We start from the raw sequence: 15261 nt of genomic DNA, 5'->3' as shown, positions 1-15261 counted from the left end.
TGTTGGTTAGTATTTCTTTTTTTTAGATTTTTGAAAGGAAATTACTTTATATTTATAAATACATTGAATTTCCGTTTTTTCATCTTTAATAGTTACTAGAGACTTACAGAACTTATTTTCCGTAGCTCTTGCATAAGATGAGTAATACATTAAATCTTGTAATAAACTCAAGATTATTAATTTTGTATTTAATAACGGATTAAACAAGAAATTATTAGCAACTTAAATAAAACATTTTAAATCTTATTAATAGTAAAATATGAGTATGGACACTAATGGCATGATGGAGAAAGAGGAGATTTTTTCTAAAGTATTAAGAGCAGGGAGACGAACATATTTTTTTGATGTTAGAGCGACTAAAGCAGGTGATTATTATTTAACAATTACTGAAAGTAAAAAATTTACAAATGATGATGGATCATATCATTATAAAAAACATAAAATATACTTATACAAAGAAGATTTTTCTGAGTTTAGAGATATTTTAAACGAAATGACTGATTATATTATTGATGAAAAAGGAGATGAAGTTATTAGTGAACGTCATCAAAAAGATTTCAAAAAAGAATATGATGATAATCAAGAAGAGGTGATTGAAACAGCTCACAACTCAGCTGAAAAATTTACAGATATTAGTTTTGATGATATTTAATTAAAACTCACACACCTATTAAACCGTTACTTTTGTAACGGTTTTTTTTTTACGCATTAAACTCGCCTATAACTTTACTGCTAAAAGGGCTAATATTAAAACACCTATAAGGGTTCCAAAAGCCAATAGCCACCCCACACTGAAACCAATAATTAAAAACAAGAGAAGTATCCAGAGCGGAGCAACGGTTATCCCTATAGCAAACTTAAATGTTCCTGTAAATTCTGCCTCTTTAATCTTAGGCTGTAATATAAATCGCCACAACGCGTAAACGGGTAATAAAACAATTTTAAGCAACACATTAAAAATTATTTTTAATGGATGCAAAATAGATATACGCTTTTTAAAACCATGACGCTTCTCTCCTTTTTTTAAATAATGGTTAATAACTTCAGGGTTCAAAAAATCTGCTTGCTCTTGTTCTAAGCTTGAAACAACTTTATTATAATCATCTTGAATATGGGTTGTCAGTATCTGAATCTGATCTTGAACATCTGCTTTCAAAGCTTTAACCGCTTCTGCTTTTTTTAGCGATTTATAATGTTTTGCAGGTATAGGTTTTCCTATATTTAAAAACATACTATCTGCAAAGGCTTTAGGATTTCTATAATTTACACCTACAGGCAATAATTGAAAATCTAAATCAGGATAAGTCTCTAGAGTATCTAAAATAATGCGCGTAAATCCTTTACTTAAAGGACGTACTTTTCTATTTAAATTATGACTCCCTTCTGGAAAAATAACAAGCGCTTCTTTATTTTTTAATAACTCTCTACAAATTTCAAAAACGGCATTGTTATTAGAAATATTTTGCCAACCATCGCGAACACGATACACTGGAAGCATATTCAATCCTTTTAATAATTTTGAAATTAATGGTTTCTGAAATACAGCCGCACGCGTTAAATAATAACAAAAACGATGAGATTGTGTTGCTATTAATAACGGATCTAACAAACCATTTTGGTGATTAGATAATATTAAAACTGGTTTGGTTTTAGGCACAAATTCTTGTCCTTTTACATGTATTTTTTTGTAATAAAAAAATAATCCTAACGAAATATAGGCCTTAACGGCATGCAACTTAAGCTGTTTTAATGTCATGTAAATAATGATTGATAATAGCTATATAAATCTAAAAATAATCCTTAAATAATCTATCATATACTTTTAAAAAGTAAGTAAATTATCTTGCTAAATATTAAAGCACAGACGTGCCATTTTTAACATGTTGTTCAGGACGTAATAACATCACATCTTTTTCTTTTACAGCCCCAACCACTAAACATTCACTCATAAATTTAGCAATTTGCTTTTTAGGAAAGTTAACAACACCTAGAACTTGTTTCTGTAACAAATCTGATTTACTATATAATGTAGTAATTTGAGCAGATGTTTTTTTAATCCCTAAATCTCCAAAATCGATAACAAGCTGATATGCTGGCTGTCTTGCTTCAGGAAAATCATTAACTTCTATAATCGTTCCGACACGCAAATCGACAGCGCTAAAATCTTCAAAATTTATGGTTGGTTTCATTTTTTAAAAATACTAATTATTACGAACTTTGATAAAAATAGAATTATGGCTAATACACCTTCAAATATGATGCCTTTGGAAACAAAAGCACCAAACTTTACTTTAAGAGATACAATTTCTGATAAAAATTTGTCTTTAGATCACTTAAAAGGAAAAAATGCAACTGTTATATTTTTTATATGTAATCATTGTCCGTTTGTTATACATGTAAATACTCAACTGGTTCAATTAGCTAAAGACTACAAAAACCAAGGTGTAAATTGTATTGCTATTTCTAGTAATGATGTTGAAAACTATCCGCAGGATTCTCCAGATAAAATGAAATTAATTGCAGAAAAAGAAGGTTATAATTTCCCTTATTTATTTGACGAAACTCAAACTGTAGCTAAAGCTTACAACGCGGCTTGCACACCTGATTTTTATGTATTCAATTCTGATTTAACATTAAAATATCGTGGACAACTAGACGATTCTAGACCAGGAAATAACATTCCGGTAACAGGAAATGATATCCGTCATGCTTTAGATTGCATCTTACAACACAAAAACAATACAAATACACAAAAACCGAGTATTGGTTGTAATATAAAATGGTTTAAAGCCTAATCCAACCTTTACGCTCTAAAGCTTTAACAATATGTGCAAAATGATGGCTACTATGCCAAGCATAATTACCAATATTTTCTTTTACATATACTTTTGTATTGGTTTCTGGATGCACAAAACTTTTATTTAAATCGTCTTCATTTAATGATCTTAAAAGATATACCAAACGCTTATGTATAGCCTCTATATGCATTAAAGACATGCTTACAGGAGCTTTTATTGCATCTTCCAGATTAGACCAATCGTCTTGATTATAGGCTTTAATTACAGGATTATCTTCTGTTAAACTCCACTTAAAACGTGTATAACTATGATGATGACTATCTGCAATATGATGCACCAATTGCCTAATTGTCCACCCCCCTGGGCGGTATTCTGTATCTAGTTGAAAATCGGTTAAAGGTTGTACAATACCATTTAACCGTTTAGGGAATTTATCTAACACATCAATCCAATTTTCGATATGTTTAGAAGTAATTGGATTAGGGCATTTAAAATGACCTATAGGATATTTCTGAGATTCTAAAGATTCCATAATTAAATTGCTATTTATTAATTCTTTTCTAAAAATAACACATAAATCCGAAACTTATACGCATTGCATCATGACTTTTATTAATATCTATGTTGGTATTATTAAATAAACCATTAATATTTAAATCTTTTACTCCATAATCTAATTCCTAAATCAAAAGTCTTTATTTAGTATACAATCTACTTATAAATAGAATGCAATAATACTAATGTATAAAATAGATTTCTAAAATTAGAAAACATAAAAAAAGCCACCGTTATCCGATAGCTTTTTAAATATATTTTTAAAGATTTGTTATTTTACATCCATTAATTCTACATCGAAAATTAAAGTTGCATCTGGCGGAATAACTCCTCCTGCACCACGAGAACCGTATCCTAAATCACTAGGAATAACTAAACGTGCTTTATCTCCTACTTCTAACAAAAGAATTCCTTCATCCCATCCTGCAATAACTTGACCTACGCCAACAGGAAATTCAATAGGTTCTTTACGTTTGTATGAAGAATCAAATACAGTACCATCTTGTAACTGACCTTTATAGTGTACAGAAACAGTTTGTCCTTTTGTTGCTTTCTTTCCGCTTTTTGAAGCTTGTAAAACTTGGTAACGTAATCCGCTAGCTGTTTTATTAAACCCGGCTGCAATTTTATCTAATGCTGCATCTTGTTCTGCTTTAGCTTCTGCTAAACGCTTTTCACGAGATCCTTCAAAAGTTCTAAATGCTTCTACAGCTTTAAAAGCTTCTGCTGCTTCACCTACTCTAATAATTTCTAAAGTTTCAATAGCATCACCTTGAGCAATTGCATCTACGACATCCTGACCTTCAACAACGTGTCCAAAAACAGTATGAGCATTATCCAACCATGGAGTTGCTACGTGTGTAATAAAAAACTGACTTCCGTTAGTACCAGGACCTGCATTAGCCATAGAAAGGATTCCTGGACGATCATGCTTTAAATCTGGGTGAAATTCGTCATCAAACTTATATCCTGCATCACCAGTTCCTGTTCCTAGCGGGCAACCACCTTGAACCATGAAATCTGGAATAACACGATGAAATTTTAATCCGTCATAATATGGATTTCCTTGTGATTTAACCGAATTTTCTAAATTACCTTCTGCTAAAGCAACAAAATTACCTACCGTCCCCGGCGTCTTTTCAAATTCTAAGGCTACTAAAACAGCCCCTTTTGTAGTATTAAATTTTGCGTATAATCCGTCTTGCATCTGTTTCTATTTTAATGAGGCGCAAATATAGAAAAATGATTCGCTAATAAAAAACAGACAAGTATTATCATCTTGTTAAAAACTAGCACATTTTATTTTTCAAACATGATAAAAATCAGTTCATAATTCCATGAAAAAGGTGTTCTTTGCACAGATTTTTAAAACTTTTTCAGAAACACGAACTTTATGCTTTAGTTTCTGTTAAAAAAGATACTAAAAATCATTAAATTCGTAAAAAACAAAACAATAATAGTGATGAGCAAAGGACTTTACATCGCCACCTTAGAACCAAACAGTGGAAAATCAATTATTTCACTTGGATTAATGCAAAATCTTTTAGGCCAGACCGCAAAGGTAGCATACTTCAGACCAATTATAGATAAACGAGAAAGTGATAAACGTGATAATCATATAGATACTGTACTTTCACATTTTAATATAGATATCCCGTATACTGAAACCTATGCATTGACTAGAAATGAGATTGTACAAAATAGAAATGCAGGTAAAATTGGAGATTCCTTAGATCTTATTATTAAAAAGTATAAAGCTTTAGAAGAAAAGTATGATTTTATTTTAGTTGAAGGAACCGACTTCCTTGGAGAAGGAACTGTTTTTGAATTTGACTGGAATGTAAATATTGCAAAAAACTTAGGCTTACCTACAATTATAGTGAGTACTTGTGAAGATAAAACTTTAGAAGATTTTACTAATAATGCAGAAATGGCTTACAAAACATTTAAAAGCCACGATGTTGAAGTTATTGCTTTAGTTGCAAATAAAATTCAACCAGAAAACATCACCGTGTTACAAAGTGCTGTGAGTGCATTTTTACCTGAAGAAGTTGAATTTACAACCATACCAATGGTAAAATCTTTAGCATCTCCAACAATGAAGGAGATTAAAGAAAACTTAAACGGAAAAGTACTTTTTGGAGAAGAACATTTAGGAAATTTATCAGGAAAATTTGCTGTAGGTGCTATGCAATTACGTAATTTCTTAACCCATTTACGTGAAGGTTCTGTAGTGATTACTCCAGGAGACCGTGCCGATTTAATTTTAGGTTCTTTACAAGCTCACTCGTCTAGTAACTACCCTAATATTTCTGGTATTATTTTAACAGGAGGTATACTTCCTGAGCCATCTATTTTACAGTTAATTGATGGTTTAACAACTGTTGTTCCTATTCTTTCTGTTAATGACGGAACATTTAATACAACTTATAGAATTGGAAATATTAAATCTAATATTTATGCTGATAGCAAAACTAAGATTTTAACATCTTTAGAAATGTTTCAGAAACATGTACGTGTAAAAAACATATTAGAAAAACTTACAGCTTTCGAAAATAAGGTAACTACACCACGTATGTTCCAATATAACTTAATACAAAAAGCGCGTAAATCTAAAAAACGTATTGTATTACCTGAAGCTTTAGATCCTAGAATCTTAACTGCTGCGGCGCGTTTAGAAGTTTTAGATTTAGTAGATATTGTTCTTTTAGGACATCCTAAAGAAATAAAAGATAAAGCAACAGAACTTGGTTTAACTTTAGACTACAATAAAACCAAAATTATTTTCCCATCAGATTACGAAAATTTTGAAGATTACGTTGAAACATTCTACGAATTGCGTAAACATAAAAATGTAAACATGGACATGGCAAGAGACATGATGAACGATGTATCTTATTTTGGAACCATGATGATTTATAAAAATGATGCCGACGGAATGGTTTCTGGAGCTGTACATACTACAGGTCACACCATTTTACCTGCCTTACAATTTATTAAAACCAAACCAGAATGCTCTATCGTATCGTCTGTATTCTTTATGTGCTTAGACGACCGTGTATCTGTCTTTGGAGATTGTGCAATCAACCCAAATCCTAATGCTGCTCAACTCGCAGAAATTGCAATCTCTTCAGCAAAAAGTTCTGCTGCATTTGGTATTGAACCTCGCGTTGCTATGTTATCATACTCTTCTGGTACATCTGGAAAAGGTGAAGATGTAGATAAAGTAAGAGAAGCTACAGAAATTGTAAGAGCACAATGTCCAGATTTAAAAATTGAAGGACCTATTCAATATGATGCTGCTGTTGATTTAAAAGTTGGCCAAAGTAAAATGCCTGGTTCAGAAGTTGCTGGACAAGCTACAGTACTTATTTTCCCTGACTTAAATACAGGAAACAATACATATAAAGCCGTACAAAGAGAAACAGGTGCTTTAGCAATTGGACCAATGTTGCAAGGTTTAAACAAACCGGTAAATGATTTAAGTCGTGGTTGTACCATAGACGATATATTAAATACAGTGATTTTAACAGCCATTCAAGCTCAAGGTATTTAATCTGAAATAAAAAATTAAACTAAAAAACAAAACAAAACAAACACATGAAAATTCTTGTTATTAATTCTGGTAGTTCTTCTATCAAGTTTCAACTAATCGAGATGCCTTCAGAAACTGTAATAGCTTCTGGATTGGTAGAGCGTATTGGCCTAGAAGAAGGTGCTATTCATTATAAACATCTAACAGATAAAGTAACCTTAAACATCCCTGTACCAAATCATGCTACTGGTTTAGCTGAAGTTGCTAAAATGTTAATGGATGAGAAAACAGGGGTCATTAAAGACGTCGCTGAAATAGACCTAGTTGGACATCGTGTCGTTCATGGTGGAAAAAAATTCTCTGATCCCGTAGAAGTTACTGAAGAAATTAAAGATATAATTCGTGACTTAATTTTATTAGCACCACTTCACAATCCACCAAATTTAGATGGTATTGAAGTTGCTGAAAAAATCTTTACAAAATCTAAACAAATCGCACTTTTCGACACGGCTTTCCATCAATCTTTACCTGCAGTAGCTTATAGATATGCTATTGCTAACAAGTTTTTTGAAGACGACAATGTTCGTGTTTACGGTTTCCATGGATTATCTCATAAATATGTTACAGATCGCGCTGTTGAGTTTTTAGGTAAACCAGATGCTAAATTAATTTCTATTCACTTAGGAAATGGATGTAGTATGACAGCGGTACAAAACGGACAAAGCTTAGACCATACTCTAGGTTTCGGACCTAACGACGGTTTAATAATGGGAACACGTAGTGGAGCTATAGACCAGTCTGTAATCTTTTTTTTAATGGATAAATACAACTATACTAAAGAAGAAATTGTTTCAATTTTATCTAAAGAAAGTGGTATGCTAGGCTTAACCGGGTATAGTGATTTACGTGATATTGAAGCCCAGGCAGAGTTAGGTAATACAAATTGTATTCTTGCTTTAGAAATGAATGCATACCGTATTAAGAAATTTATTGGCGCTTATACTGCTACTTTAAAAGGATTAGATGCAATAGTATTTACAGCTGGTATTGGAGAAAACAGTGCTACTATAAGAAAAATGGTTTGTGACCAAATGGATTACTTCGGAATTCATTTAGATGAAGCTTTAAATGCAGAACGTTTACCTAATATTAGAAATATTAACGTCGCAGGTTCTAAAACTAAAATTTTAATTGTGCCTACTAATGAAGAATTAGAAATAGCTACAGAATGCTACGAAAATTTTAAATCATAATTAATAGACTTCTCTATTCAATAAAAAAGCCTCGTTTACACCTAAACGAGGCTTTTCTTTTACATATATTATAAAGGCAACTCAATCAATAAAACCCATTGTAATAATTATTCTTTTAAATAAATCTTATCACTTAAAGTTGTTATAATTATATCGAATTTAACTTATATTTTTTTTTTAAATTGTGAGTCACAATGCTAATAGCACTGTCGTAAATATTTACTTAATTAGCAACCTCACTAATAAATTTTATACGACATAAACGTAATTCTTCATCGTCGTAATCGCCATCAAACTCCTCAATAGCAACGTCTATTTTATCGGTTTCAGATTCCATAAAATAATCATGGATTTCTTCTTGTTGGTCTTCATCTAACAAATCATCAATCCAATAACTAATATTTAATTTAGTACCAGAAAAGACAATAGCTTCCATTTCTTTAATAAAATCTTTCATTTCCATGCCTTTAGCAGTAGCAATATCGTCTAAAGGCAATTTTCTGTCAATATTTTGAATAATGTAAAGTTTTAACGCTGAATTTGTTCCTGTAGATTTAACAACCAAATCGTCTGGACGAACAATATCATGCTCATCAACATATTTGGAAATTAAACTCACAAAATCTTTACCATATTTTTTTGCTTTCCCTTCTCCTACTCCATGAACATTAGAAAGCTCTGCAACCGTCATAGGATATTTTAAAGCCATATCTTCTAAAGACGGATCTTGAAAGATTACAAATGGAGGCACGCCTAACTTTTTAGCATTTACTTTACGTAAATCTTTTAGCATACGCATTAAAGTAGCATCTGTAGTTGCTCCTCCTGTTTTAACTGCAGTAACAGCTCCATCTTCTATTTCGTTAGCAAAAACGTGATCTTCGGTCATCATAAACGAAGTTGGCGATTCTATAAAATCTTTACCAGCCTTGTTTAATTTTAAAACACCGTATGTTTCAATATCCTTTTTTAAATATCCAGCCACTAAAACTTGACGTAATAAGGCCATCCAATATTTACTTTCTTTATTTTTTCCAGATCCAAAAAATGGTTGTTCGTCTGTTTTATGCGACTTAATTAAGGCATTTGTTTTACCAACAATAACACTTACTAAATCTTTAGATTTGTATTTTTCTTTGGTTTTACTTACTGTTTCTAAAAGCAGAACGGCATCATCTTTAGCTTCTTTTTGCTTTTTAGGATGGCGAACATTATCGTCCATATCTCCTCCTTCACCTGTTTCATTATCAAATTCTTCACCAAAATAATGTAAAATAAATTTACGTCTAGACATTGATGTTTCTGCAAATGCAACAACTTCTTGTAACAATGCGTGTCCAATTTCTTGTTCGGCTACAGGTTTACCAGACATGAATTTTTCTAATTTCTCAATATCTTTATAAGCATAATATGCTAAACAATGGCCTTCGCCACCATCTCGACCTGCCCTACCTGTTTCTTGATAATAGCTTTCTATACTTTTAGGAATATCATGATGAATTACAAAGCGTACATCGGGTTTATCGATTCCCATACCAAATGCTATGGTAGCTACAATAACATCTACATCTTCCATTAAAAACATGTCTTGATGTTTTACACGGGTTTTTGCATCTAAACCGGCATGATAAGGTAAAGCTTTTACACCATTAACCTGAAGTACTTGGGCTAACTCTTCTACACGTTTTCTACTTAAACAGTAAATAATACCAGATTTTCCTTCATTTTGTTTTACAAAACGAATAATATCGCTATCTACTTGTTTGGTTTTTGGGCGTACTTCATAATATAAATTAGGTCTATTAAAAGATGCTTTAAAAGTCATTGCATCATTTATACCTAAGTTCTTTAAAATATCTTCTTGAACCTTTGGAGTTGCTGTAGCAGTTAACCCGATAATAGGAATATTGTCTCCTATACGTTGTATAATATTTCTTAAATTTCGATATTCTGGTCTAAAATCATGTCCCCATTCACTAATACAATGGGCTTCATCTATGGCCATAAATGAAATTTTAACGGTACGCAAAAACTCTACATTTTCTTCTTTTGTTAAAGATTCTGGAGCGACATAGAGTAATTTAGTCACACCATCTGTAATATCTTGCTTTACGCGTTTAATTTCAGTTTTGTTAAGCGAAGAATTTAAAACGTGTGCAATACCTTCCTCGTTAGAGATCCCACGGATGGCATCTACTTGATTTTTCATAAGTGCGATTAAAGGAGAAACAATAATCGCTGTACCTTCTTGCATTAATGCAGGGAGTTGGTAACATAGAGATTTTCCCCCACCTGTTGGCATAATAACAAATGTATTTTTACCACTTAAAATGCTTTCTACTACCGATTCTTGTAACCCCTTAAAGACGTTAAACCCAAAATGTTTCTTAAGTGCAGAATGCAAATCAATTTCTACTTTAGACATGTACTGTTTTTATATTAGTTTACACATTATAATACAGCGAAAAAAACTTACGCTATTAGTTAATTCGTTGTATTTAGAGAACCTTCAATGTTTTTTTTCGTTAGTTTTGCAAACAAAACTAAACGATTTTATTTTTAGTAAAGGTCGTTTATTTTTAAAGGTAATAAAATCTTTAAAAGAATCAACTTAAAAAAATATTAAATTTTGAGCAAACACCAAACCATCATAAACTCTGCAAATCAAGTATTTGAGTTAGAGGGTCAAGCTATATTGAATTTAAAAACCTATATAAACGACGACTTTGTTAATGTTGTAGACCTTATTTACAAATCAAAAGGGCGAGTTATCATAACAGGTATAGGTAAAAGTGCAATCATTGGAAATAAGATAGTTGCCACACTAAACTCTACAGGAACACCTGCAATTTTCATGCATGCTGCCGAAGCTATACATGGAGATTTAGGACTTATTTTAAAAGATGATATAGTAATTTGTATTTCTAAAAGTGGAAACACTCCTGAAATAAAAGTGCTTATCCCTTTAATAAAGAGTACTAATAATACATTAATTGCCATTACAGGAAATAAAGATTCTTTTTTAGGACAACATTGCGATTATTTTTTAAACACCTTTGTTGAAAAAGAAGCTTGTCCGTTAAATCTAGCACCAACCACAAGTACAACTGCACAATTAGCTATGGGTGACGCCTTAGCGGTATGTCTTTTAGAAATACGCGGATTTTCTAGTCGTGATTTCGCAAAATACCATCCAGGAGGTGCTTTAGGTAAAAAATTATATTTACGTGTTATAGATATTTCTAGTCAAAACAATAAACCAGAAGTACATCCCGATACCAATATTAAAGAGGTTATTATGAATATCTCTAAAAACATGCTTGGTGTGACAGCTGTTATTGAAAACGACAAGATTGTTGGAATTATTACCGACGGAGATTTAAGACGTATGCTTACAAAAACAGATAACTTTATATCTTTAACGGCTAAAGATATTATGGGTGTCTCTCCAAAAATTATAAATGAAAATGAAATGGCCATAAAAGCTTTAGAGCTTATGGAAACTAACGACATCTCTCAACTTATAGTTTGTAATAACAACAATTCTTACGCAGGAGTAGTTCATATTCACGATTTAATAAAAGAAGGCATTATATAATGGCAGGTAAAAAAAATGTTAACGAGATGTCTTTTTTAGACCATCTTGAAGATTTAAGATGGCATTTAATTAGAGCAACTTTAGCTGTTATGATTGCTGCTGTAGTCGCTTTTTTAGCAAAAGGATTTATTTTTGACACCCTTATTTTTGGTCCAACAAAACCAAGTTTTTTTACTTACGATATTTTATGCAAAATTTCTAACTATTTAGGATTAGACGATAGTTTTTGCTTTAATGAGGCTGCTTTTGAAATACAAAGTAGAACAATGGCAGGACAGTTTTCTGCCCACATTTGGACAGCTATTACAGCTGGTTTCATTATTGCTTTCCCTTACATTCTTTATGAATTATGGCGATTTATTAGCCCAGGAATGCATCCTAGCGAACGTAAAAACTCGAGAGGTTTTATCATGATTTCTTCTGTACTATTCTTTTTAGGAGTATTATTTGGATATTATATTATTTGCCCGTTATCTATTAACTTCTTAGGGACATACCAAGTTAGTAGCCTTGTACACAACGATTTCGATTTAAGCAGTTATATTAGTTTAATTCGTTCGTCTGTAATTGCTTGTGGTATTATTTTCGAACTTCCTATTATTATATATTTTCTAGCTAAAGTGGGAATTATAACGCCTGATTTCTTAAAGAAATACAGAAAATTTGCGCTTGTTATCGTACTTATTGTGTCAGCTGTAATTACACCTCCAGATATTGCGAGTCAAGTTATTGTAGCTATTCCGGTGTTAATTCTATATGAAGTGAGTATTGTTATTGCTAAATTTGTAACTAGAAAAGAACGATCAAAATCTAAAGCTATAAAAAATGTCAGATAATATAACTGAATTTAACGCATACAGAGCCAAAATGAATGACCGCATTTTGAGTGATGATAATAAAATTATTAAACGCATCTTTAATTTAGACACGAACGCATATCAAGCAGGAGCTCTAGATGTAAAGACTAAAGAACTTTTAGGTCTTGTAGCTTCGGCTGTATTACGTTGCGACGATTGTGTGAAATATCATTTAGAAACAGCACACAAATCTGGATTAACACGAGCAGAAGTTGTTGAAGCCTTGAGCATAGCAACTCTTGTTGGTGGTACCATTGTAATTCCCCATTTACGCCGTGCATACGAGTTTTGGGATGAGTTAGAAGCCTCAGAAGCATAATATAAAATAATACAATAAAAAACAGAAGTGCTAATTTTACTATTTTAGCACTTCTGTATTTCTAAATCAGATAAAAAAAAGCGAAAACGTGAAATTAAAAGCTGAACATTTGATGAAGTCCTATAACGGACGAAAAGTTGTAAAAGATGTCTCTTTAGAGGTTAATCAGGGTGAAATTGTGGGTTTACTTGGCCCTAATGGAGCTGGAAAAACCACCTCTTTTTACATGATTGTTGGCTTGATAAAACCTAACGGCGGAACTATTTTTTTAGACGATAAAGAAATTACTAAATACCCAATGTATAAGCGTGCACAAAATGGTATTGGATATTTGGCACAAGAAGCTTCTGTATTTAGAAAACTGAGTATTGAAGATAATATTTTAAGCGTTTTACAACTTACAAAGTTAAGTAAAAAAGAACAGCTCATGAAAATGGAATCGCTTATTGAAGAGTTTAGTTTAGGGCATATTCGTAAAAGCCGTGGCGATTTATTGTCTGGTGGAGAACGTAGACGTACAGAAATTGCTCGTGCTTTAGCAACCGACCCTAATTTTATTTTATTAGATGAACCTTTTGCAGGTGTAGATCCTGTTGCTGTAGAAGATATTCAGCGTATAGTTGCACAACTTACTAAAAAGAACATTGGTATATTAATTACAGACCACAACGTTCAAGAAACCTTGGCCATTACAGATCGCACCTATTTAATGTTTGAAGGTGGTATTTTAAAGGCTGGAAAACCTGAAGAACTTGCCGAAGACGAAATGGTACGTAAAGTATATTTAGGACAGAACTTCGAGCTACGTAAAAAGAAATTAGATTTTTAAATTATACGCTTTTTTTTAACTTTAACCTCAGTATCATTAGTCATCGGAAAATCTTCAATCTGACCATCTATATACATGCGTAATTCTTGATCTGAATGCACTAAATTAATTTCGATTCCTTTACTTTTCAAAAACTTTAAAACGTGACCAAATTCGAATGATGTATTAGGGATTAAGACCTTTATATTAGATTTCAAATGCGTCTTTAAATAAATAGCGCTTTCTTGTTTATAACCTCCTCTATTATATTTTACACATTCTATTTCAGAGAAATTAAGACACTCTTTTTTAGTATTCTTGAACGGATAAGGTTTAATTAATTCAATGTTTTCTTTTTTTATTTCAATAGTATTTTCATTATACTTTTTAATAAAAAATATTGTAGATACTAACAAAATGGTTCCTCCCATTAACACTTTAGAAGTAACATTGTCTGCTATAAAAATTCCGTTTAAACCAATAAAAATTAAAACAAGAATGGCATAAGGGTTAAAAAATGATGGCTTGGTTTTATAAATGATATTTTCATCTTTCATAGATTTCATGAATTATCAATGCAATCAACAACAAACTAATATTCTCCTTTAATTACAACATCTAACATAGACATTGCAACATAAACTAGAATAATTAAAGGGATTGCTGCAAACTGTAAAAACACAAGTAATAGTACACATATTATTAAAAACACATAGCGAATTGTATTGGGTTTAAAATCCCATGTTTTAAATTTCAGCGCAAATAATACAATTGGTGCATTTAATAAAAAAGTACTTGTTATGGTTAAAGCAATTAAAAAGCCTTGGTTCATAATTATAGCGTTCATCATATCGTTATGTTGTAACTCCATAATTAATGGCAAAGAAATAATTAATAGGGTATTTGCAGGTGTTGGTAACCCTTTAAAATAATCTTGTTGTTCTTCATCTAAATTAAATTTTGCAAGACGATATGCAGATGATAAAGTGATAAAAAAACCAATAAGAGGCAAAAACGAAGGCATTACAGCATCACCGCTAAAAAAGGCATTCCAAGAACCGCCATCTGTAACTATTTCAGGGCGATCTATACTTAAACTAAGTAATTTATACATCACTATTCCTGGTACAACACCACTAGTAACCATATCTGCAAGCGAATCTAATTGCAATCCAAGTTCTGAGGATACTTTAAGTTTTCGTGCAGCAAATCCGTCGAAGAAGTCAAAAAACACACCTCCAAAAACAAAAGCCGCTGCTGCTACAAAATGATTGTGAGTTGCAAAAACAACGGCAATACATCCACAAAATAAGTTTAATAAAGTTAGCGCATTAGGCACATAATTTTTAATCGACATCATGTATTTAATTTGTGTAAAAATACTAAAGAAATACGTTCTTAAACAAAACCATTTGTATAAATAACACAATAAGCTCCTCTTTTTTAAGTTAAGTACTAAGTTACCGAATAGAGAAACAGTTTTTTAAAAGGGAATTAACGCTACATAATGCGATAAATAAAGTTTTTAACCCAATTAA

The 15261-nt window shown here is 31.7% G+C and carries 15 protein-coding genes; 8 read left to right on the top strand and 7 right to left on the bottom strand.

Annotated features, from left to right (window positions below):
* The first annotated feature begins 265 nt into the window (after positions 1-265).
* Positions 266-652 (top strand): PUR family DNA/RNA-binding protein, encoded by a 387-nt coding sequence (locus Q1B05_RS13295; RefSeq protein WP_299781545.1) that lies wholly within the window; start codon positions 266-268, stop codon positions 650-652.
* 66 nt (positions 653-718) lie between these two features.
* Here Q1B05_RS13295 and Q1B05_RS13290 read toward each other — a convergent pair whose 3' ends face one another.
* Both Q1B05_RS13290 and Q1B05_RS13285 read right to left on the bottom strand, forming a co-directional pair.
* Positions 719-1756, bottom strand: coding sequence for a lysophospholipid acyltransferase family protein (locus Q1B05_RS13290; RefSeq protein ID WP_299781438.1), 1038 nt, complete (start codon positions 1754-1756; stop codon positions 719-721).
* Between the two features lie 97 nt (positions 1757-1853).
* Entirely contained in the window at positions 1854-2189 is a 336-nt protein-coding gene (locus Q1B05_RS13285) for a tRNA-binding protein (protein ID WP_299781437.1), read from the bottom strand.
* 45 nt (positions 2190-2234) lie between these two features.
* Here Q1B05_RS13285 and Q1B05_RS13280 point away from each other — a divergent pair, with 45 nt between their 5' ends.
* Positions 2235-2795, top strand: coding sequence for a thioredoxin family protein (locus Q1B05_RS13280; protein WP_299781436.1), 561 nt, complete (start codon positions 2235-2237; stop codon positions 2793-2795).
* Here the strand turns inward: Q1B05_RS13280 and Q1B05_RS13275 are convergent.
* Positions 2785-3330 (bottom strand): YfiT family bacillithiol transferase, encoded by a 546-nt coding sequence (locus tag Q1B05_RS13275; protein WP_299781435.1) that lies wholly within the window; start codon positions 3328-3330, stop codon positions 2785-2787. The two genes, Q1B05_RS13280 and Q1B05_RS13275, sit on opposite strands and share 11 nt — an antisense overlap.
* A 294-nt stretch (positions 3331-3624) precedes the next feature.
* Positions 3625-4560: a peptidylprolyl isomerase gene (locus tag Q1B05_RS13270; protein ID WP_299781434.1), complete on the bottom strand. Its 936-nt coding sequence runs from the start codon at positions 4558-4560 to the stop codon at positions 3625-3627.
* Between the two features lie 255 nt (positions 4561-4815).
* Here Q1B05_RS13270 and pta point away from each other — a divergent pair, with 255 nt between their 5' ends.
* Both pta and Q1B05_RS13260 read left to right on the top strand, forming a co-directional pair.
* Positions 4816-6909 carry a phosphate acetyltransferase gene (gene pta / locus Q1B05_RS13265; protein WP_299781433.1) on the top strand — a complete coding sequence of 698 codons (2094 nt, stop codon included), beginning with the start codon at positions 4816-4818 and terminating at the stop codon, positions 6907-6909.
* A 44-nt stretch (positions 6910-6953) separates the two neighbouring features.
* Positions 6954-8141, top strand: coding sequence for an acetate kinase (locus Q1B05_RS13260; RefSeq protein ID WP_299781432.1), 1188 nt, complete (start codon positions 6954-6956; stop codon positions 8139-8141).
* Between the two features lie 223 nt (positions 8142-8364).
* Here the strand turns inward: Q1B05_RS13260 and Q1B05_RS13255 are convergent, their stop codons facing one another.
* Positions 8365-10566: an ATP-dependent DNA helicase RecQ gene (locus Q1B05_RS13255; RefSeq protein ID WP_299781431.1), complete on the bottom strand. Its 2202-nt coding sequence runs from the start codon at positions 10564-10566 to the stop codon at positions 8365-8367.
* A 204-nt stretch (positions 10567-10770) separates the two neighbouring features.
* Here Q1B05_RS13255 and Q1B05_RS13250 point away from each other — a divergent pair, with 204 nt between their 5' ends.
* The 4 genes from Q1B05_RS13250 to lptB all read left to right on the top strand — a co-directional run bounded on the left by Q1B05_RS13250 (position 10771) and on the right by lptB (position 13744).
* Entirely contained in the window at positions 10771-11739 is a 969-nt protein-coding gene (locus tag Q1B05_RS13250; protein ID WP_299781430.1) for a KpsF/GutQ family sugar-phosphate isomerase, read from the top strand.
* Positions 11739-12575 carry a twin-arginine translocase subunit TatC gene (gene tatC, locus Q1B05_RS13245; protein ID WP_299781429.1) on the top strand — a complete coding sequence of 279 codons (837 nt, stop codon included), beginning with the start codon at positions 11739-11741 and terminating at the stop codon, positions 12573-12575. Before Q1B05_RS13250 ends, tatC begins: the two co-directional genes overlap by 1 nt.
* Positions 12565-12915: a carboxymuconolactone decarboxylase family protein gene (locus tag Q1B05_RS13240; protein ID WP_299781428.1), complete on the top strand. Its 351-nt coding sequence runs from the start codon at positions 12565-12567 to the stop codon at positions 12913-12915. The genes tatC and Q1B05_RS13240 overlap by 11 nt, the downstream gene beginning before the upstream one ends.
* Positions 12916-13003: 88 nt before the next feature.
* Positions 13004-13744, top strand: a complete 741-nt coding sequence (lptB, locus tag Q1B05_RS13235; protein WP_299781427.1) for an LPS export ABC transporter ATP-binding protein — start codon at positions 13004-13006, stop codon at positions 13742-13744.
* On the opposite strand, the gene Q1B05_RS13230 is transcribed toward lptB, so the two are convergent.
* Together Q1B05_RS13230 and Q1B05_RS13225 are read right to left on the bottom strand one after the other, a co-directional pair.
* A complete protein-coding gene (locus Q1B05_RS13230; protein WP_299781426.1) occupies positions 13741-14289 on the bottom strand; it encodes a hypothetical protein in 549 nt (182 codons plus the stop codon). The two genes, lptB and Q1B05_RS13230, sit on opposite strands and share 4 nt — an antisense overlap.
* A 26-nt stretch (positions 14290-14315) precedes the next feature.
* Positions 14316-15074, bottom strand: a complete 759-nt coding sequence (locus Q1B05_RS13225; RefSeq protein ID WP_299781544.1) for a CDP-alcohol phosphatidyltransferase family protein — start codon at positions 15072-15074, stop codon at positions 14316-14318.
* Positions 15075-15261 lie beyond the last annotated feature (187 nt).

This window comes from uncultured Formosa sp. (assembly GCF_947500765.1).
GTDB lineage: Bacteria > Bacteroidota > Bacteroidia > Flavobacteriales > Flavobacteriaceae > Formosa.
The sequence above is the reverse complement of the archived record's forward strand: the minus strand, read 5'-3'. Positions and strand labels throughout refer to the sequence as shown.